Origin of the sequence: Egicoccus sp. AB-alg6-2, from assembly GCF_041821025.1 — a bacterium.
In the GTDB taxonomy this organism is placed as follows: Bacteria; Actinomycetota; Nitriliruptoria; order Nitriliruptorales; family Nitriliruptoraceae; genus Egicoccus.
In genome coordinates this window covers 318444-338366 of sequence record NZ_JBGUAY010000004.1, presented here as the reverse complement: position 1 = coordinate 338366, position 19923 = coordinate 318444, and the positions used below count along the sequence as shown (strand labels likewise).

18 protein-coding genes are annotated in these 19923 nt (G+C 73.3%); 16 read left to right on the top strand and 2 right to left on the bottom strand.

The genetic code is table 11. The features are described 5' to 3' along the window. Nucleotides 1–136: 136 nt before the first annotated feature. The 16 genes from ACERMF_RS08810 (at nucleotide 137) to ACERMF_RS08735 (ending at nucleotide 16118) form a co-directional block, all read left to right on the top strand. Nucleotides 137–1609: a UDP-N-acetylmuramoyl-L-alanyl-D-glutamate--2,6-diaminopimelate ligase gene (locus tag ACERMF_RS08810; RefSeq protein ID WP_373668690.1), complete on the top strand. Its 1473-nt coding sequence runs from the start codon at nucleotides 137–139 to the stop codon at nucleotides 1607–1609. Further along, complete coding sequence (gene murF, locus ACERMF_RS08805) at nucleotides 1606–3024, top strand: UDP-N-acetylmuramoyl-tripeptide--D-alanyl-D-alanine ligase (protein WP_373668689.1); 1419 nt, start codon at nucleotides 1606–1608, stop codon at nucleotides 3022–3024. The genes ACERMF_RS08810 and murF overlap by 4 nt, the downstream gene beginning before the upstream one ends. Further along, nucleotides 3021–4055: a phospho-N-acetylmuramoyl-pentapeptide-transferase gene (gene mraY, locus ACERMF_RS08800; protein ID WP_373668688.1), complete on the top strand. Its 1035-nt coding sequence runs from the start codon at nucleotides 3021–3023 to the stop codon at nucleotides 4053–4055. The genes murF and mraY overlap by 4 nt, the downstream gene beginning before the upstream one ends. After that, nucleotides 4052–5458 (top strand): UDP-N-acetylmuramoyl-L-alanine--D-glutamate ligase, encoded by a 1407-nt coding sequence (gene murD, locus ACERMF_RS08795; RefSeq protein ID WP_373668687.1) that lies wholly within the window; start codon nucleotides 4052–4054, stop codon nucleotides 5456–5458. Before mraY ends, murD begins: the two co-directional genes overlap by 4 nt. Continuing rightward, entirely contained in the window at nucleotides 5455–6723 is a 1269-nt protein-coding gene (ftsW, locus tag ACERMF_RS08790) for a putative lipid II flippase FtsW (RefSeq protein WP_373668686.1), read from the top strand. Before murD ends, ftsW begins: the two co-directional genes overlap by 4 nt. Beyond that, nucleotides 6720–7856, top strand: coding sequence for an undecaprenyldiphospho-muramoylpentapeptide beta-N-acetylglucosaminyltransferase (gene murG, locus ACERMF_RS08785; protein ID WP_373668685.1), 1137 nt, complete (start codon nucleotides 6720–6722; stop codon nucleotides 7854–7856). Before ftsW ends, murG begins: the two co-directional genes overlap by 4 nt. Continuing rightward, the gene (murC, locus tag ACERMF_RS08780) at nucleotides 7853–9217 is read left to right on the top strand and encodes a UDP-N-acetylmuramate--L-alanine ligase (protein ID WP_373668684.1); all 1365 of its coding nucleotides are present in this window, start codon (nucleotides 7853–7855) and stop codon (nucleotides 9215–9217) included. Before murG ends, murC begins: the two co-directional genes overlap by 4 nt. Further along, entirely contained in the window at nucleotides 9217–10191 is a 975-nt protein-coding gene (gene murB, locus ACERMF_RS08775; protein WP_373668683.1) for a UDP-N-acetylmuramate dehydrogenase, read from the top strand. Before murC ends, murB begins: the two co-directional genes overlap by 1 nt. Beyond that, nucleotides 10188–10937 carry a cell division protein FtsQ/DivIB gene (locus ACERMF_RS08770; RefSeq protein ID WP_373668682.1) on the top strand — a complete coding sequence of 250 codons (750 nt, stop codon included), beginning with the start codon at nucleotides 10188–10190 and terminating at the stop codon, nucleotides 10935–10937. The genes murB and ACERMF_RS08770 overlap by 4 nt, the downstream gene beginning before the upstream one ends. 516 nt (nucleotides 10938–11453) lie before the next feature. Next, nucleotides 11454–12614, top strand: coding sequence for a cell division protein FtsZ (gene ftsZ / locus ACERMF_RS08765; protein ID WP_373668681.1), 1161 nt, complete (start codon nucleotides 11454–11456; stop codon nucleotides 12612–12614). An 11-nt stretch (nucleotides 12615–12625) separates the two neighbouring features. Beyond that, complete coding sequence (locus ACERMF_RS08760) at nucleotides 12626–13381, top strand: polyphenol oxidase family protein (protein ID WP_373668680.1); 756 nt, start codon at nucleotides 12626–12628, stop codon at nucleotides 13379–13381. Nucleotides 13382–13386: 5 nt separating this feature from the next. Continuing rightward, nucleotides 13387–14118 (top strand): YggS family pyridoxal phosphate-dependent enzyme, encoded by a 732-nt coding sequence (locus ACERMF_RS08755; protein ID WP_373668679.1) that lies wholly within the window; start codon nucleotides 13387–13389, stop codon nucleotides 14116–14118. Then, a complete protein-coding gene (locus tag ACERMF_RS08750; RefSeq protein ID WP_373668678.1) occupies nucleotides 14115–14690 on the top strand; it encodes a cell division protein SepF in 576 nt (191 codons plus the stop codon). Before ACERMF_RS08755 ends, ACERMF_RS08750 begins: the two co-directional genes overlap by 4 nt. Before the next feature lie 3 nt (nucleotides 14691–14693). Beyond that, a complete protein-coding gene (locus ACERMF_RS08745; protein WP_373668677.1) occupies nucleotides 14694–14948 on the top strand; it encodes a YggT family protein in 255 nt (84 codons plus the stop codon). A gap of 25 nt (nucleotides 14949–14973) precedes the next feature. Then, nucleotides 14974–15627: a DivIVA domain-containing protein gene (locus ACERMF_RS08740; RefSeq protein ID WP_373668676.1), complete on the top strand. Its 654-nt coding sequence runs from the start codon at nucleotides 14974–14976 to the stop codon at nucleotides 15625–15627. Next, nucleotides 15624–16118: a helix-hairpin-helix domain-containing protein gene (locus tag ACERMF_RS08735; protein ID WP_373668675.1), complete on the top strand. Its 495-nt coding sequence runs from the start codon at nucleotides 15624–15626 to the stop codon at nucleotides 16116–16118. The genes ACERMF_RS08740 and ACERMF_RS08735 overlap by 4 nt, the downstream gene beginning before the upstream one ends. Before the next feature lie 10 nt (nucleotides 16119–16128). Here ACERMF_RS08735 and ACERMF_RS08730 read toward each other — a convergent pair whose 3' ends face one another. After that, nucleotides 16129–16722: a hypothetical protein gene (locus tag ACERMF_RS08730; RefSeq protein ID WP_373668674.1), complete on the bottom strand. Its 594-nt coding sequence runs from the start codon at nucleotides 16720–16722 to the stop codon at nucleotides 16129–16131. Next, nucleotides 16719–19916 (bottom strand): isoleucine--tRNA ligase, encoded by a 3198-nt coding sequence (gene ileS, locus ACERMF_RS08725; RefSeq protein ID WP_373668673.1) that lies wholly within the window; start codon nucleotides 19914–19916, stop codon nucleotides 16719–16721. Before ileS ends, ACERMF_RS08730 begins: the two co-directional genes overlap by 4 nt. Nucleotides 19917–19923 lie beyond the last annotated feature (7 nt).

The window sequence follows — 19923 nt, the reverse complement described above, 5'->3', positions numbered from 1 at the left end:
CTGCAGGCGGTGACCGCACGGTCGACCGGACGCCCCGGGGTGCGCGGATGCGCCCGGCGGCGGCGTTAGGCTCCCGCGACGCGTGGCCAGCCGCTGCAGGCGTCACCAACCCCGTACCCGACGCCCGAGGAAGAACGTGACGGCGAGCCTTTCCGACGTCGCTGCCGCGCTCCCGTCGGCCGAACGTCGAGGCGACGACGTCGCGCTCGCCGACGCGACCCACGACAGCCGGCAGGTCGGCCCGGGCTGGCTGTTCTGCGCCGTTCGCGGCCGGAGCGTCGACGGACACGACCTCGCCCCAGCGGCGGTCGAGCAGGGCGCCGCGGCACTGCTCGTCGACCGGTGGCTCGACCTGCCCGTCCCGCAGGTCCGCGTGCCCTCGGTGCGCGAGGCAGCCGGGCCCGCGGCGGCCGTCGTGCATGGCAACCCGAGCGAGCAGTTGCGGGTCGTCGGCGTCACCGGCACCAACGGCAAGACCACGACCGTCTACCTGCTCGAGGCGGCATTCGCGGCGGCGGCGATGGGGACCGGGGTCATCGGCACGGTCGAGACCCGCATCCACGGCGAGACCCAGCCGGGCGTGCGCACCACCCCCGAAGGTCCCGACCTGCAGCGCCTGCTGCGACGCATGTACGACCGTGGCGCCGACGCGGTGGCCATGGAGGTCTCCTCGCACGGGCTCGACCTGCACCGCGTGGACGGGACCCGGTTCGCCGTCGGGGTGTGGACCAACCTGAGCCAGGACCACCTCGACTGGCACGAGACGATGGAGGCCTACTTCGCCGCCAAGGCACGGTTGTTCACCCCCGGTCTCACCGACCGCGGTGTCGTACACCTCGACAGCCCCTGGGCCCGCCGTCTCCTCGAGGTCGCCGAGGTCCCCCTCACCACCCTGGGGCGCGACGACGACGCCGACATCCGGATCGTCGACGAGCACGCCGACGTCACCGGTTCGCGCGCACGCCTCGTCGGCGACGGGATCGACCTGGCGATCGGAACCGCGTTCCCCGGCCGGTTCAACCTCAGCAACGCCGCGACGGCCGTGGTCGCCGCGGTCGCCGCTGGCGTGCCTGCCGAGGTCGCCGCCCGCGGGGTCGCGGCCTGTCCGGGGGCGCCAGGACGCCTCGAACGCGTCGACGTCGGCCAACCCTTCACCGTCCTGGTCGACTACGCGCACACGCCCGACGCGGTGGAACAGGTGCTGGCGACGGTGCGCGACCTCCTCGAACCCGATCGGCGCGTGCTGGTGGTGCTCGGTGCGGGGGGCGACCGCGACCGTGCCAAGCGCGGCCCGATGGGGGCGGCCGCCGCAGGTGCGGACGTCGCCGTCCTAACCTCCGACAACCCCCGCACCGAGGACCCACGCGCCATCCTCGACGCGGTCGCCGCAGGCGCCAACGGGGCGGTCACCGCCGGCGCCCCCGCTGAGGTCCACGTCGAGGTGGACCGCCGCGATGCGATCGCGTGGGCCCTCGCGAACGCCCGTGACGGCGACGTGGTCGTCATCGCCGGCAAGGGCCACGAGACCGGCCAGGAGTTCGCCGACCGGACCCTGCCCTTCGACGACCGGCAGGTCGCGCGCGAGTTGCTGCAGGAGACGCGCCCATGATCGTGATGACGCTCGACGAGATCGCCGACGCGGTCGGCGGCACCTTGCACGGCGACCCCCTGACCCCGGTCGAGGCGGTCGGCACCGACTCGCGCACGCTGCCGCAGGGGGCCCTCTTCGTGGCGCTTCCGGGCGAGCGGGCCGACGGTCACGACCACGCGCCGGACGCGGTGACCAACGGGGCCGGCGCCCTGCTGGTCTCGCGCCGGCTCGACGTGCCGTCTGCGGTGGCACAGGTCGTGGTCGACGACACCTGGCGGGCACTGCGCGACCTCGCGGCCGAGGTCCGTCGGCGTGTCGATCCGGTCGCCGTGGCCATCACCGGATCCGTCGGCAAGACCACGGTCAAGGACTTCACGGCCGCGGCGGTCGGCGCCGGGCAGCGCACGGTCGCGGCGCGTGGCTCGTTCAACAACGAGCTCGGGGTGCCGCTCACGCTGCTCGAGTTGACCGCGGACACCCAGGCGCTGGTGACCGAGATCGGTGCCCGTCACGTCGGCGACATCGCCGCGCTGGCTCCGATCGTGGCGCCCGACCTCGCGGTCGTGACCGCGGTCGCCGGGGTCCACCTCGAGATCTTCGGCACCATCGACGACATCGCCGTCGCCAAGCGTGAGCTCGTCGAGTCGCTGGGGCCGGACGGCACCGCGGTGCTCAACGTCGCGGACCCGCGCGTGGCCGCCATGGCCGACCACGCGCCGGCCGTCATCCGGGTGGCCCTCGAGGATCCCGACGCCGACGTGTACGCCACCGACATCGTGCTCGACCGCCACGCACGCCCCAGCGCCACCGTCGTCACGCCCTGGGGCCGGACACACGTCTCCCTGCCGATCGCCGGTCGCCACCACGTCGGCAACGCGCTGCTCGCCCTGGCCGTCGCCGGGCACCTCGGTGTCGACCTCGACGACGCCGCGGCCGCGCTGGGCCACGCGCCGGTCAGCCGCTGGCGTGGCGAGGTGGTCGAGGCCGGTGGCGTGGTCGTGGTCAACGACGCCTACAACGCCAACCCCACCTCGGTCGCGGCGGCCCTGCAGACCCTGGTCGCCGTCGAGCGCACCGGCCGCACCCACGCCGTGCTCGGGGTGATGGCCGAGATCGGCGCCGACCACGACGCCGAGCATCTCGCGGTCGGACGCCGATGCGAGGAACTGGACGTCGACGAGGTCCTGGTCGTCGGCGCCGAAGCCGCAGCGATCGCCCGCGGCGCCCGTGACGCCGGCCTGCCAGCGGACCGGGTCGTCGAGGTCGCCGACGCGGAGGCGGCGCTGGCCCACCTGCTCGAGCGCACGGCCGACGGCGACGTGGTGCTCGTCAAGGCGTCGCGCGTCGGCGGCCTCGAACGCGTGGCGGACGGTCTCGTCGCAGCACGAACCGAACCGGGGGACGGACCGGACACGGAGGCAACGCTGACGTGATCGCCATCCTCATCTCGGGCACGATCGCGCTGATCGCCGCCCTGGCCGGCACGCCGCTGGTCATCACCTACTTCCGTGAGCGCGGGTTCGGCCAGTTCATCCGCGAGGAGGGTCCCGAGGCCCACCACGCAAAGGCCGGGACGCCCACGATGGGGGGCGCGGCGATCGTGCTGGCGGCCCTCGCGGGCTTCCTGGTGGCCCACCTGACCTCGGCGTCGTTCACGCGGGCCGGCTGGCTGGTGATGTTCGTGTTCGTCGGCATGGCGGTCGTCGGCTTCGCCGACGACTTCATCAAGCTGCGCATGCGGCGCAACCTGGGCCTGAGCAAGACCGCGAAGTTCCTGGGCCAGGCCATCATCGCGGCGGTGTTCGCCTTCGCCGGACCGGCATTCACCAACCTGCCGCAGAACGTGTCCGTGGTCGGTGGCATCGAGCTGCAGCTGCCCGGCTGGGCGTTCTTCCTCTGGATCTTCCTCCTGCTCGCCGGGGCGTCGAACGCGGTGAACCTGACCGACGGGCTCGACGGACTGGCGGCCGGATCCGGCGCCCTGGTGTTCGGCGCGTACACCCTGATCGCCTTCTGGCAGTTCCGCAACCCGTTCGCCTACCCGATGCTCCCGGGCGAGGCGCTCGACGTCGCGATCATCGTCGCGGCCGTGATGGCGGCCTGCGCCGGCTTCCTGTGGCACAACGCGCCGCCGGCCAGCATCTTCATGGGGGACACGGGATCCCTCGCGCTGGGTGGCCTCCTGGCGGCCGTGGCGGTGTTCACCAACACGCAGGTCCTGCTGGTCCTGCTCGGCGGCCTGTACGTCCTCGAGACCCTGTCCGTGATCATCCAGGTGGCGGTGTTCCGGACCGCCGGCAAGCGCGTGTTCCGGATGGCGCCGATCCACCACCACTTCGAGCTGCTCGGCTGGCAGGAGACCACGATCATCGTGCGCTTCTGGATCATCGCCGGCATCGGGGTCGCGCTGGGCCTCGGGTCGTTCTACGCCGAGTACCTGTCCCGCTTCGGTCCGCTGGGATGAGCCGTACCGCCGACGGGCCCGCGCCGCTGGAGGGCATCGACCGCGCCCTGGTCGTCGGGCTCGGCGCATCCGGCATGGCTGCGGCCAGCGCGTTGCGGGCCGCCGGGATCTCGGTGCTCGTGGTCGACGACCGGGACGACCATCCGGGCGCCGCCGTCCTCGCCGATCTCGGTGCCGAGGTGGCCCTGGGCGCCGTCGCGGTGGACCGCCTCGACGACGTCGACCTGGTGGTGCCCTCGCCAGGCGTGCCCGAGCACGCCCCGGTGCTGCGCGCCGCGGCCGAGCGCGACCTGCCCGTCTGGTCCGAACCCGAACTCGGCGGCCGCCTGCATCCTCGACGGCTGCTGGCCGTGACCGGCACCAACGGCAAGACCTCGGTCACCGAACTGCTCGGCGCCATGCTGCGGACCGCCGGGTTGGACGCCCGCACCTGCGGCAACATCGGCACGCCGTTCACCGAGGCGGCCGCCGAGGCGCCCCACGACGCCGTGCTGGTCGCCGAGCTGTCGTCGTTCCAGCTGCGCTTCGTGCACCGGCTGCGGCCCGAGGTCGGCGTCCTGCTCAACCTTGCCGACGACCACCTGGACTGGCACGCCGACGCGGCCGCCTACGGGGCCGCGAAAGCCCGGATCTGGATCGCACAGCAACCGGGGGACTGGGCCGTCGCCAACGCGTCGGACGCGACCACCCTCGCGCTCGCGGACCGGTTCGCCCCGGCCGGACGCGCGACCTTCGACGGCACGGGTGCGGTGTCCGGCATCGGCGTCGGCGTGGTCGGCGGTGCGCTGGTGGCCGCGACGCCGGGGTTCGGAGGTCGGCTGCTGCGGGTCGACGAACTCACCTCGGACGCGCCGCACCACGTCGCAAACGTCGCGGCGGCCGCGGCCGCAGCCCTGCTGGCCGGTGTCGACGCCGGAGCGGTCGCCGACGCCGCGCGCGCGTTCCACCCCGGTGCCCACCGCCTCGAGCTGGTCGCCGAACGCGACGGCGTGCGGTTCGTCGACGACTCCAAGGCGACCAACGTGCATGCCGCCGCCGCCGCCCTGCGCTCGGCGCCGTCCATCGTCTGGATCGCCGGCGGCCTCGCGAAGGGCGTCGACCTCTCGGCCCTGGCCAGCGAGCTCACGGCGGTGCGCCATGCCGTGCTGATCGGCACCGCCGCGTCCGAACTGGCCGAGGTGTGCGCCGGTGTCGGGGTGCCGGCGGAGGGCGCGGACTCGATGGAGGAGGCGGTCGCTGCCGCCGTCGCGGTCGCCCGGCCCGGGGACACCGTGCTCCTCGCGCCGGCGTGCGCTTCGTTCGACCAGTTCTCCGGCTATGCGCAACGTGGCGAGAGATTCGCCGCCGCCGTGCGAGCCTTGGACACCGACCCGACGTCGAGCGGCCGAGGAGAACCACGATGAGCGCACCGACGAACAGCGGTCGTGCCCCGACCACGGCACGCGACCGGCAGCCGCCGACCGGAGGGCGGCTCGTCAGGCTCCGCGAACGCTGGCGTCCCGGCGCGTGGAACGGTGACGCGACCGCGCTGACGGTGGTGACGGTGGTGCTGCTGCTGACGGGGCTCGTGATGAGCTATTCGGCCAGCATCGTCGACGCCGCGGAGGCCGGTGACCCGTTCGGGGTGTTCCGGCGGCAGCTGGTGTGGGCGGCGCTCGGCGTGCCGGCCTTCGTGGTGACCGCCAACCTCGACCACCGCATCTGGCGGCGCCTGGCCTGGCCGCTCATGGCTGCCTCGCTGATCGGGCTGCTGCTGGTGCTGGTGCCCGGCGTCGGTGTGACGCGGTTCGGCTCGACCCGCTGGCTCGGCTTCGGCCCGATGGTCGTGCAGCCCTCCGAGGTGGCCAAGCTCGCCGCCCTGCTGTGGATCGCCGATGTCCTCGAGCGCAAGCGACCGCGCGACGGCTCGCTGCACACCACCGCCCACCTCAACGTGCCGGCCATCCCGATGCTGGTCCTGCTGGCCGTCCTCGTGCTCCTCCAACCCGACCTCGGGACCACGATCCTGCTCGGCCTCATCGTCGGCGCCGTCCTGTGGGTCGAGGGCCTGCCGGGCAAGTACGTCGCGGTCGGCGCCTTCCTGGGGCTCGTCTCCATCGCCGTGCTCGCGGTCGTCGCGCCCTACCGCCTCCGCCGAATCACGGGCTGGCTCGATCCCGAGGCGGACCCCCTGGGGACCGGCTACCAGTTGATGCAGTCGCTGTTCGCCCTCGGCGAGGGTGGCTGGTTCGGCGTGGGGCTCGGCTCGTCACGCTCCAAGTGGAACTTCGTCCCCAACCCCGAGACCGACTTCATCTTCGCCATCATCGGCGAGGAGCTGGGTCTGCTCGGCGCGACGCTCGTGCTGGGCCTGTTCGCGGCGTTGCTGTACTTCGGCCTGCGGGCCGCCTACGGCGCCGAGGAAGGCTTCGCGCGCACCGTCGCGTTCGGCATCACCGCATGGATCGTCGGGCAGGCGCTGATCAACATCGGCACCGTGACCGGGCTGCTGCCCATCACCGGCGTCACCCTGCCGCTGGTGTCGGTCGGTGGCTCGTCGCTGGTGTCCACGCTGGTGGCGCTCGGGATCCTGGTCAGCATCGCGCGCTCGACGCCGCCCGTCGTCACGCGTCTGCGGCCGCACACCACCACGCCGCGCCTGATCCACCGCTCCGGAGACGCCTCGTGACCACCAAGCTGCTCGTCGCCGGAGGTGGCACGGCCGGCCACGTGTTCCCCGCCATCGCCGTGGCCCACGAGCTGGTGCGTCAGGCCGACGTCGAGCCGGTCTTCGTCGGTGTGCCCGACCGCCTCGAGGCGCGGCTGGTACCGGCCGCGGGCTTCCGGTTGCACCTGATCGACGCCGTGGCCGTGCCGCGCCGGCCGTCTCCGACGCTGCTGAAGGTGCCGTTCGCCGTGCGTCGTGCCGTTGCGGCGTGCGAGCGCATCGCCCGCGAGGAGCAGGCCGCCGCGGTCGTCACCTTCGGCGGCTACGTCTCGTTCCCGCTCGACCGGGCGGCGAAGCGCCTGGGTCTGCCGCTCGTCATCCACGAGCAGAACGCCGTGCCCGGGCTCACGAACCGGATCGCGTCGCGCTGGGCGGACCGGGTGGCCGTGACCTTCCCCGGATCGGCGGACCGCTTCCCCCATCCGGAACGGTGTGCCGTGACCGGAGACCCGGTCCGCGAGGAGCTGCTGCGTCTCGACCGCGACGCCGAGCGCGCCGCGGCACGAACGGCGTTCGGGCTCGAGCCCGACGTGCCCACGCTGCTGGTCTTCGGCGGCAGCCAGGGCGCCCGCTCGCTCAACGACGCCGTCCTCGATGCCCACCCCCGCTGGGACGTCGACGGCCTGCAGATCCTGCACGCGGTCGGGCGCACGCTTCACGACGACGCCGTTGCCGCCTGGGAACCCGTCCGTGCCGCCCGGCCCGGTATCCGCGTGCGGGTGCTCGACTTCATCGACGACATGGCGCGCGCCTACGCCGCCGCCGACGTCGTGGTGTGTCGGGCGGGCGCCACCTCGATCGCCGAGCTGACCGTGCTCGGTCTGCCGGCCGTCCTGGTTCCCTATCCTTCTGCCACGGGCGACCACCAGACCCTCAACGCGCAGGCGCTCGAGCAGACCGGCGGCGCCGTTGCGGTGGCCGACCAGGACCTCGACGGGGCCGCCCTGGTGGCTGCCGCGCAGCCGCTGCTGACCGACCCCGATCGCCACCGCACGATGTCGACCGCCTCACGGGCGTTCGGGCGGCCGGATGCCGCGGCCAACGTCGCGCGGTTGGTCCTCGAGCAACTCGAGCCGAAGGAGAAGCACCGATGACGTTGCTGGACACGGCCAGGCGGGTCCATCTCATCGGCATCGGCGGGGCGGGGATGTCCGGCATCGCCAGGATCCTGCTGCAGCGCGGGCACACGGTGTCCGGTTCGGACCTGCAGGAGGGCCGCTCGGTGGCCGAGCTGCGCGTGCTCGGGGCCCGGGTCGAGATCGGGCACGCCGCCAGCCACCTCGGGGACGCCGAGATCGTGGTCATCTCGACCGCGGTCCCGGCCGACAACCCCGAGCTGGTCGCCGCACGAGACGGTGGCCTGCACGTGCTCCGTCGCGCCGAGATGCTCGCGGCACTCATGGCCGGCGAGCGGGCCGTGCTCATCGCCGGCACGCACGGCAAGACCACCACGACCTCGATGACGGTCGTGGCGCTGCAGGCCGCCGGCCAGGACCCGAGCTTCGCCATCGGCGGCTCGCTCAACGAGAGCGGCACGAACGCCCACGGCGGCAGCGACGGGGTGTTCGTCGCCGAGGCCGACGAGTCGGACCGCTCGTTCCTGTTCTACCGCCCCGACCTGGCCGTGGTGACCAACCTCGAGCACGACCACCCCGACGAGTTCACCGACGAGGCCGACGTCGTCGCCGCCTTCGAGGATTTCCTGGCACGCCGCACCGAGGGCGCGCCGGCCATCCTGTGCGCCGACGACCCCGGCAGCTTCGCGCTCGCCGACACCATCGGTGGACCCGTCCTCACCTACGGGACCAGCCCACGCGCCGACCTCCGCCTGTTGCTCGGCGACGACGGCGTGCACGAGTTGCGTCGCGAAGGTGAACTGGCCTGCACCCTGCAGCTGGGGGTGCCGGGGCGTCACAACGCGCTGAACGCGGCGGCCGCGCTTGCCGTCTGTGCGAGCCTCGGCGTCGACCTGCAGCGGGCGGCCGACGGGCTGACCCGGTTCACCGGGGCGGCACGGCGGTTCCAGCGCCTGGGAACGGCCGGTGACGTGGAGGTCGTCGACGACTACGCCCACCACCCGACCGAACTGCGGGCGACCCTCGCGGCGGCGCGCTCCACCGGGGCGGACCGCATCGTCGTGGTCGTGCAGCCGCACCGCTACTCACGGACGCAGGTGCTCGGGGCCGAACTGGGACGCGCGGCCGCGGCCGCGGACCTCGTGGTCGTGACCGACGTCTACGCCTCCAGCGAGGCGCCCGTCCCGGGCGTGACCGGGCGGTTGGTCGCCGATGCGGCCGAGTCCGCCGGTGCGAAGGTCGTCTACCAGCCGCACCTCGGCGACGTGGTCGAGGCACTGGTCGAGCACGTCCGCGCGGGCGACCTGGTGCTGACCACGGGCGCGGGGGACGTGACCCAGGTCGGCCCGGCGCTGCTGGCACGGCTCGGACGTCACTGATGATGGGCACCGGAACGGCGGCCGGCCCCGAAGCGACGGCGAGCGACGACGCGCTCGTGTCGGCGCTGCGAGCCGGCGTGGTCGGCGAGGTGCGCCCGGGGGCGTCGCTCGCGGAGCTGACCACCCTGCGGGTCGGTGGGCCGGCGCGGGTGCTGGTCGTTGCCGAACGCGACGACGACCTGGCGGCCGTCGGCACCGCCTGCCGGCACCACGGCGTGCCGTGGACGGTCGTCGGCCGAGGGTCGAACATGTTGGTGGCCGACGCCGGCTGGCCCGGGGTCGCGGTCCAGCTCGGTCGCGGGTTCCGCGGCCTGGAGGACGGCGGCGACGGGCGGGTGCGTGCCGGCGCCGCCGAGCCGTTGCCCGCCCTGGCCGTCCGCGTCGCCGAGGCCGGCTACGGGGGATTCGCCTGGGCGTGTGCGGTGCCGGGCACCCTCGGGGGAGCGGTACGCATGAACGCCGGCGCCCACGGCGGGCAGATGGCCGATCACCTCGTCGAGGTCGACGTCGTCCGCTTCTCCAGCGGCACCCGCGAGACGTGGCCGTCGGCGGCACTGGGGCTGACCTACCGGCACTCCGCGCTCCCCGACGACGCGGTCGTCGTCGACGCGACGTTGCGGCTCGAGCCCGGCTCGCCCGACGACCTCAAGCGGGAGATCCGCGAGATCCGCGGCTGGCGGCGCGAGCACCAGCCACTCAACGAGCCCAACTGCGGCTCGGTCTTCACCAACCCGCCCGACGACAGCGCCGGTCGCCTCGTCGAGGCGGTCGGGGGCAAGGCCCTGGCGGTCGGTGGCGCACGGATCAGCGATCGCCACGCCAACTTCATCGTGACCTCGCCCGGCGCGACCGCGACCGACGTCCGGGCGCTCATCCGCGAGGTCCGCGGCCGGGTCGAGGAACGGTTCGGCATCCGCCTGCGGCCGGAGGTCGCCATGCTGGGCGACTTCCGTGACGGGGGACTGGACCCGTGATCGACGAGCGGATCGCCGAACGGCGGCGGCAGGTCCGCGAACAGCGTCGTCAGCACCGACTGCGCCGCACCATCGTGCTGTGCCTGCTCGTACTGTTGGCCGTCGCCCTCTTCGTCGTCGAGCGCAGCGACCTGGTCGCGCTCGAGGAGGTGCAGGTGCGTGGCACGTCGCGGCTGGACCCGCAGGCGGTGATCGAGGCGGCGGACCTGCCGATCGGGACCTCGACGCTGCGCCTGCGGCTCGGCGACGCCGAAGAACGCGTGGAGGAACTCCCGCTCGTCCGGGAGGCCACCGCACGCCGGATCGATCCGCTGTCGATCGAGATCGAGGTCGTCGAGCGCGTCCCGGCGCTCAACGCCCGGCACGGTGATCGCCGTGTGCTGCTCGACCGCGACGGCGTCGTGCTCGCCGAGGGACGGGTCGACGGTCTGCCCGAGATCGTGACGGCGCACGCACTGCCCGAGCCGGGCGAGCACGTCGACGAGGAACCGGCCCTGGCCAACGCCCACCAGGCCTGGCGGCGGTTGTCCGGGCCCCTGCGCGCCGAGGTGGTCCGCTACGACGCCGACGGCCCCGACGAACTCGACCTGCACCTCGCCGACGGCCTCCTGGTCCACTTCGGCCGCGCCGAGCGGGTCGACGAGAAGGTCCGTGCGCTGGGCGCGGTGCTCGAGGACCTCGACGGCACCGAGGTGGCCTCCATCGACGTCCGCGCCCCGAGCACACCGGTCTTCACCCCGCCCTGACCGCCCGCGGTGCGGGGACGGTGGCGCGGCCGTGGCGCCGCGGTAGTGCGGTGGCGCGGCGGTGATGGCGGCCAGAGGTCAGCCCCGTCGCGACGTCACGACCGCGCCGAGGCATCACCGGGCGGCGCTCGGACCGCGGAATCCGCACGAGGGAAGCGCAGCCACCGCGCGCGGGATGGCCGCCCGCGAAGTTCCCGTGGCGCTTCCGGCGTGCGTTTTCGGCACCAGTTGCGGCGAGCGAGCCGGGTCGGGCGCCTCGGACGTCGTAGTTGCTTGCCCGGCGTCGCGGCGGACGTTACGGTCACCCGCCACCAGAGGTTGACATAAGTGTTCACCTCTACTTGAGGTCGAGGCTTGGTCCGTCGTCACGTCGCTTCCGCCACCGTGCTGTCCGCACCGTTGGTGGGCGACGCGGCCCGGGATCTCGCCCCGCCCCGACGCTGGACCGCCGGTCCGGTGTGCCCGCAGGCGTGAGCGGCAGGTCCGCCCGCCCGGTCGAGAACGCAGGAGGAGCCCATGGGGGCGAACCCGTCGAACTACCTCGCGGTGATCAAGGTCGTCGGTATCGGCGGCGGCGGCGTCAATGCCGTCAACCGGATGATCGACGCTGGTCTACGCGGTGTGGAGTTCATCGCGATCAACACCGACGCCCAGGCGCTGCTGATGTCGGACGCCGACGTCAAGCTCGACATCGGGCGTGAGCTCACCCGCGGCCTCGGTGCCGGCGCCGACCCCTCGGTGGGGCGCCAGGCGGCCGAGGACCACAAGGACGAGATCACCGAGGTGCTCAAGGGCGCCGACATGGTGTTCGTCACCGCCGGCGAGGGCGGCGGGACCGGTACCGGCGCCGCACCGATGGTGGCCCAGCTGGCGAAGGAGATCGGGGCGCTCACGATCGGCGTCGTGACCCGGCCCTTCGCCTTCGAGGGGCGCAAGCGCTCGACCCAGGCCGAGGAGGGGATCGCCAGCCTCAAGGAGGAGGTCGACACCCTCATCGTGATCCCCAACGACCGGCTCCTGCAGATCTCCGACGGTCAGACCTCGGTCGTGCAGGCGTTCGGGCTCGCGGACGAGGTGCTGCTGCAGGGGGTGCAGGGCATCACCGATTTGATCACCACGCCGGGGCTGATCAACCTCGACTTCGCCGACGTGCGCACCGTGATGAAGGACGCCGGCAGCGCGTTGATGGGCATCGGCAAGGCCCGTGGTGACTCGCGTTCGCTGGAGGCGGCGCAGCTCGCCATCAGCTCGCCGCTGCTCGAGGCCTCCATCGACGGCGCCCGCGGGGTGCTGCTGATGCTGGCCGGCGGCAGCGACCTCGGACTGTTCGAGGTCAACGAGGCTGCCGACGTCATCACCAAGGCCGCCCACCCGGACGCCAACATCATCTTCGGCGCCGTCATCGACGACTCGCTGGGTGACGAGGTCAAGGTCACCGTCATCGCCGCCGGCTTCGACAAGTTCGACGCCGTCAAGGAGCCCGACACGGCTGGCGCCACCGGCGCGGTCGCCGGCACGCCCGAGCCCGTCGCCGCCCCGGCAGCCACCCCCGCCGAGGACGATGACGAGCAGGACGAGGTGTTCCGGCCCAGCCGGCCCGAGCCCGCACCCGTGCTCGTCATCGACGACACCGACGACAGCGACGACGACCTCGACGTCCCGTCCTTCCTGCGCTGACGGGTCCCCAGGTGTCCGTGCTGCTCCTCGACGTCGATCTCGGCGAGCGCGTGGGCGCGTGGTTCACCGGACGCGACCCCGATCGTCCGCGGCCGCCGGTCGGGGTGGCCGGCAACCTGTCCCACCGTCGCCCGCACCAGCCGGCCGTGCTCGCCGACACGCGCGCCGAGGTGGGACGGCGGATCGGGTTCGCGCCCGCCACGTGGGTCACCATGCACCAGGTGCACGGTGCCGAGGTCGCGGTCGTCGACGGCGACACCCCGGCCGGTGCCGAACTCCGGGGTGTCGACGCGCTCGTGACCGCCCAGCCGGGGCGTCCGCTCGCCGTCGCGGTCGCCGACTGCGTCCCCGTCCTGCTCGCCGGGGCGGGCGCCGTCGCGGCCGTCCACGCCGGGCGACGCGGCGTCCAGGACGGCGTGGTCGCGGCGGCGCTGGACACGCTGGCCGGACTGGGCGCGGGACCGGAGACCGTCCGCGCCGCCGTCGGTCCGGCGATCGGCGGCTGCTGCTACGAGGTGCCCGAGCCGATGCACGCCGAGGTGGTGGCGAACGAACCGGCCGCGGACGCCACGACCACCTGGGGCACGCCGGCCCTGGACCTGCCGGCGGCCGTCGACGCGCAGTTGCGCGCCGCCGGCGTGCCCACGGTTCGCCGCACGGACGGCTGCACCCGCTGCGACCCGCAGCAGCGCTGGTTCAGTCACCGGTCCGACCCCGGGACCGGCCGGCAGTTCGGCCTGGTCGTGTGTGCCGGGGCCACCTCGTGACCGGCATGCCGAAGGGACCGGACCTCGCCACCCGGGTGCGGCAGGTGCGCGAGCGCCTGGCCCGCGCTGCCGAGGCCGCGGGACGCCAGCCCGCCGACGTCCGCCTGATCGGCGTCACCAAGACCCATTCGCCGGCCACCGCGCGTGCGGCGGTCGCGGCCGGCGTCGAGGAACTCGGCGAGAACCGCGTCCAGGAACTGGCGGCGAAGATGCCGCTGGTGGACGGGGCGAGGTGGCACCTGGTCGGCAACCTGCAGCGCAACAAGGTCAAACAGGTCGTCGGGCACGCCGTGCTGGTGCACAGCCTCGACCGCCGGTCGCTGGCCGACACGCTGTCGCGCCAGGCCTCCGAGCTCGGTGTGGTCCAGCGCGTCCTGGTGCAGGTCAACGTGGGTGGGGACCCGGCCAAGCACGGGTGTGGAATGGACGAGGCCCTGGACCTGGTCGCCTACGCTCGCGACCTCCCGCATCTCACGGTCGAAGGCCTGATGACGATCCCGCCCCTGCCGGGGCCGGGAGCGCCACCGGCCGAGGCCGCCCGTCCGCACTTCGCGGCGTTGCGCCACCTGCGCGACGACGCAAAAGCACGTTTTCCGGAGGTCGTCCACCTCTCCATGGGCATGTCCGCAGATCTCGAGGCGGCCGTGGCCGAGGGCGCGACGATGGTCCGGATCGGTACGGCGTTGTTCGGTCCCCGCGCCGCGGGGCCGTGGCGCCCACAGGAGGTTGGTACGTGAGCAGCGGCATGTGGAACCGCACGCTGATCTACCTCGGGCTGAAGGAAGAGCCGGACGAGGACTACGACGGCGGCGCGGAGCAGTTCGTGCCCGAGGACGACCCCCACGCCGAGCACGCGACGCCGCGCCCGTCGCGCGCGCGCACCGAGCCGGGGGCCGCGGGATCTTCCGCGCAGCCCCACCCGGCGCGGGTGCGTGAGCCCGACGAGGGCACGGTGCGTCCCCTGCGTGGTCCGATCTCCACCGGTGACGTCCACGTCCGCGCGGTGCCGAGCGTGCAGTCCGCCCGGGCGGCGGTCGTCGAGCTGTCTGGTTTCGACGACGTGCCGGCCGTCGGGGCGCGCTACCGCACCGGCCAGGCGGTGCTGTTCGACCTCTCCCGCGCCAGTGCGGCCGATGCGCGCCGCATCGTCGACTTCGTGTCCGGGCTGACCTACGCCCTGCGCGGGCGGCTCACCAAGGTTGGCGCCCGCGCCTTCCTGCTGGTCCCCGAGGGGGTCCACCTGCCCGCGGAGGAGCGGCGACGGCTGAGCGACCTCGGCTACCGCATCAACGCCAGCGCCGAAGGCTGAGTCGTGATCACCCTGCTCCTGCAGATCTTCCTGATCGTGCTGCTCGCCCACGTCATCTTCTCGTGGGTGCCGCGCCCGCCCGAGCCGCTGATGCCGTTCGTGCTCGGGGTGCGCCGCGTGGTGGAGCCGGTGGCCGCGCCCTTGCGCCGGGCCATCCCGCCGCTGCGGCTCGGCGGCGTCGCGCTGGACCTGTCGATCATCGTGCTGTTCATCGCCGTTCGCATCCTGATGGGTGTCACGTCCCGGCTCGGCCTGTAGCCGTCCGCGACCCGAGGAGGAGCCGATGGCCCTGCGCCCCGAGGACCTGGCCAACTACCAGCTGAGACGCGCGACGCGCGGTTACGCACGGGACCAGGTCGACGAACTGCTCGACCAGATCGCGGACCAGATCGAGCGCACCGACCGCGAGCTCGACGAACTGCGGCGACGCGTGCGCGACGCCGAGGCCCGCCTCGCGCAGGCACTCGAGCGCGAGAGCGCGGTGCGTCGCAACGCCGCCGTCGCCGAGGGGGCCGCCTCGCGCGCGCTCGAGGACGCGCGCGAGCAGGCGGACGAACTGCGCGAGGCCTGCGAGCGCGAGGTCCGTGGCCAGCTCGACGCAGCTGCCGAGCGGGCGGCACAGATCATCGAGGCTGCCGAGGCTGCCGCCCGCGCCGAACTCGACGCGGCCCGGGAGCAGCGCGCCGCCATCGAGGACCGCATCGACGGATTGCGTGCCCTGGCCGATCGCAACCGCGCGGTCTACGAGCAGCACCTGCTGGGACAACTGGACCAGTTGCGGGTGCTCGACGGCACGCCGGGCGTCGCCCTGGACTTCGTGCCGCCGGTGGACCCACCGCTGGTGCTGGAGGCAGGCGGCACGTCGCCGACGAGCCTGCCACCGGGACACGAGCACGTGTCGCTTCCCGACGGTGACGGAGCCGGAGGTGACCGGTGATCCTGCTCAGCCTCGTGCTGGTCGTGGCCGCGGCGGTGCTCCTGGTGCTCGGGTGGTTCCAGGACGGCCTGACGCTGATCTACCTCTCGATCGCCGCCTGCCTGCTGTCGATGCTGCTGCTCGGCGCCAGCGTCCTGCTGCGCCGACGCGGTGATGCGACGGGGACCCCGGCGCCTCTCGTCGGCGGCACCGCGCCGGCGTCTGCCGCCACGACCGGGCCCGTGACCGACAACGACGCGGACGCGCCCGAAGCGGTCCGTCCCGATCGACGAGCCGCCGTCGTCCGGCGGTCGGCACCGGCCACCAGTCCGGTCGCCGACACCCCGGATCCGCTCGCCGGGGTCCGCGGGCTCGGTCCGAGCCGGCGCGCAGCCCTGCTCGAGCGATTCGGCACCGTCGAGGCGATCCGTGCGGCGTCCGTCGAGGAACTGAGCGAGGTCGCGGGGATGACCCCGGCGCTGGCGCAGTCGGTCCAGGAGCAGCTGCGCTGAGGTCACGCGGTCAGACGGGGCGACGCCCCGTCGGACCGGCCGCCTCGACCGCACGTCGCGCGCCGAGCCGCGCTGCCTGCTCGATCGGATGGTGGCGGTAGCCGTACCGGGCGGACAACCACAGGTAGAGCGGGAACAGCAGCGGGCCGAGCCGTTCGGCCTGCCGCACGTGCACCGCTTCGTGGGCGAGCAGGGCCGCGGCGTTGGTCCCGTGGCGCGACAACACCACGTGCCCGATCGCGTTCGCCTCGGCCCCGACGAGCCGGAGGGCGAGCGCCGAGGGACCGCGGACACCCTCGGTGACGAAGCAGCCGTACTCGGGGTGCCACCGGGGACGGCCACCGGAGACGAACGCCACGAGCAGTCCGACGGCCGTGAGGGGCGAGGCCCAGACCAGCGCCGCGGCCCTGCCGGTGGCCGTTCTCGGCGGCGGAGGAACCCACCCGGCGAGCGCGCGACCCACCGGTCCCGGCGTCGGCGGCGGCGTCGCGGGCGGTCGGGTCGCGCCGCCCGGGTGGACGATCTCGCGCCGCTGGCGGGCGGCGCCGACGACGCCGGCCCCCAGCGTGGCGAACAACAGCGCCCACGACAGCCGCCGAATCATGTCGCGACCTCGATCGCCACCCGTGCCGAGCCCGGACCCAGGTCGACCTCCCGGGGCTGTTCGGGCTCGTCGCGGACCACCCGGGTCGCCAACACCTCGCGCCCGAGGAGGTCGTACAGGCCGGCGGCGGCCAACTCGGCGTCGAGGTCTGGCGGGGAGACCGCGACCGTCAGTGCGATCCGGTCGTCGAGGGCGAGCCCTTCGCCCTTGCGGAGGTCGTTGACCGCGCGTACCAGTTCCCGCGCCGCACCCTCGACCTCGAGTTCGCGGGTGAGTGCCGTGTCCAACGCGAACGAGGTGCTGCCCTGGGACGCGACGGCCCAGCCGGTCCGTGGAGACTCGACCACCTCGACCATGTCCGTGGTGACCGTGACCGTCCCGTCCCCGACGGCCAGCTGCGCCTGTCCCTCGCGTGCCAGGCTCGCCGCGACGTCGGCGGCCTCGTCGGGACCGGCGTCGCGCAGGGCGTTGCCGACGAGGGGGGACTGCTTGCCGAAGGCCGGACCGAGGGCGCGGAAGTTGGGTTTGAGCGACCGCTCGACCAGGTCGCCGGTGCCGTCGCCGAGTTCGACCTGTCTGACGTTGAGTTCCTCGGCGACGTCGGCGACGAGGCTGGCGAGTCCCGCCCGTTCCGACTCGGGCACGGTGACCAACGCCCGCGCCAGCGGCTGGCGGACCTTCACCGCCGAGGTCGTGCGTGCCTGGCGTCCGAGCTCGACCACGCGCCGTGCCGTGACCATCGCCGCCCGCAGGTCGTCGTCGACCCAGTCGGGGTCCGCGACCGGGAAGTCGGTCAGGTGCACCGACACCGGCGCCTCGGGGTCCTGGGACACCACGAGGTCGAGCCAGAGCCGCTCGGCGAAGAAGGGCGTGAACGGTGCCAAGAGCTGCGACAGCGTCGTCAGACACGTGTGGAGGGTGTGGTAGGCGGCCGCCTTGTCCGCGGGATCGTCGGCGGCGGCCTTCCAGAACCGGCGCCGGTTGCGGCGCACGTACCAGTTGGACAGGTCGTCGACGAAGCGCTCGAGCCGGCGGGTCGCGGTGGACACGTCGTAGTGCTGCAGGGCCCGGTCCACCGTCGAGGTCAGGTCGGCCAGCTCGGCCAGGACCCATCGGTCGGACGCGGGGCGGTCGCCGACCGCCGGCGCCGGCGCATGCACGTCGAAGCCGTCGATGGTGGCGTAGGTGGTGAAGAAGACGTGCGTGTTCCAGATCGTCAGCAGGAACCGCCGTACGACGTCCTCGAGCAGCTGTGGCCCGACCCGCCGGGACACCCACGGATTGCCCTCGGCCAGCATCAGCCAGCGCATCGCGTCGGCGCCGTGGCTGCCGATCAGCTCCCACGGGTCGAGGATGTTGCCCAGGGACTTGGACATCTTGCGGCCGTCCTCGTCCACGATGTGACCGAGGCAGACGCAGGTGCGGTACGAGCTCTCGCCGAACAGCAGCGTCGACTCCGCCAGCAGGGTGTAGAACCAGCCGCGGGTCTGGTCGATCGCCTCGCAGATGTAGTCGGCGGGGAAGTGGCGCGCGAACTCCTCCTGGCCCTGGTGCGGGTAGCCCCACTGCGCGTAGGGCATCGCCCCCGAGTCGAACCAGGCGTCGGCGACGTCGGGCACCCGCTGCGCCGGCTCCCCGCACTCGCCACAGTCGAGCACCACCTCGTCGACGTAGGGCCGGTGCGGGTCGAGCTCGCTGTGGTCCTCGCCGGTCAGGCGCGACAGCTCCGCACGGGAGCCGACGACGGTCACGTGGCCCGTGTCGCAGCGCCAGAACGGCAGCGGCGTGCCCCAGTACCGGTCGCGCGAGAGGGCCCAGTCGACGTTGTTCTCGAGCCAGTTGCCGAACCGGCCGTCGCGGATGTGCTCGGGATGCCAGTCGATACCGGCGTTGTTCGCGAGCAGCTGGTCGCGCACCGCGGTGGTGCGGATGTACCACGACGGCTTCGCGTAGTAGATCAGCGGGCGCTTGCACCGCCAGCAGTGCGGATAGGCGTGGGTGTAGCGGGCCGCGCGCAGCAGCCGGCCCGATGCCGTCAACGCCTCGATGATGGCCGGATCCGCGTCCTTGACGAACGTGCCGGCCCACGGCCCGACGGTGAACCTGCCTTCACGGTCGACCGGGTTGAGTACCGGCAGGCCGTTGGCGCGGCCGATCTCCATGTCGTCGGCGCCGAAGGCGGGGGCGAGGTGGACGATGCCGGACCCGTCGGTGGTCGTCACGAAGTCGGCGGCGACGACGACCCGCCAGTCCTGCCCCTCGTCGGGCGCGACGATGGTGAAGGGCGCCTCGTAGTGCAGGCCGACCAGGTCGTCGGCCGTCAGCTCGCGCACCACCTCGTGGCCGGGTCCCTGCTCCCCGTCGGCCGACGCGTCGGCGCCGAGTACGGCGTCGACCAGATCCGCCGCGAGCACCAGCAGCTCACCGTTGCTGCGAACGAGCTGGTAGCGCACGTCGGGGCCGACCGCGCACGCCGTGTTGGACGGCAGGGTCCACGGCGTCGTGGTCCACACCACCAGCGCGGCGCCCTCGTCGGCGAGCGGTCCGTCGAGGACGGGGAAGCGGACGTAGACGCTGGGGTCGTCGATCTGCTGGTAGCCCTGGGCGACCTCGGCGTCCGACAGTGCCGTGCCGCAGCGCCCGCAGTAGGGCGCGACCCGGAAGTCCTCGAAGATGAGTTCTCGGTCCCACAACTCCTTCAGACCCCACCACAGCGAGTCGACGTAGGTGGCGTCCATCGTGCGGTACGGGTCGTCGGTGTCGATCCAGAAGCCGATGCGCTCGGTCAACCGCTCCCACACGTCGACGTAGCGCAGGACCGAGTCGCGGCAGTGGGCGTTGAACTTCTCGATGCCGTAGGCCTCGATGTCGGCCTTCGAGTTGAGTCCGAGTTCCTTCTCGACCTCGAGCTCCACCGGCAGGCCGTGACAGTCCCACCCGCCCTTGCGGCGCACGAAGTCGCCCTTCATGGTGCGGTAGCGCGGGAAGATGTCCTTGAACGTGCGGGCTTCGACGTGGTGGGTGCCGGGCCGCCCGTTGGCGGTCGGCGGGCCCTCGTAGAAGGTCCACACCGGTCCGTCCGCGCGCTGACGCAGGCTCCGGGCGAACACGTCCAGCTCGCGCCAGCGTTCGAGGACCGCTTCCTCGAGCCGAGGCAGATCGGGCTGGGCGGCGACGGTGGGCCAGGTGCTCATGGGGACC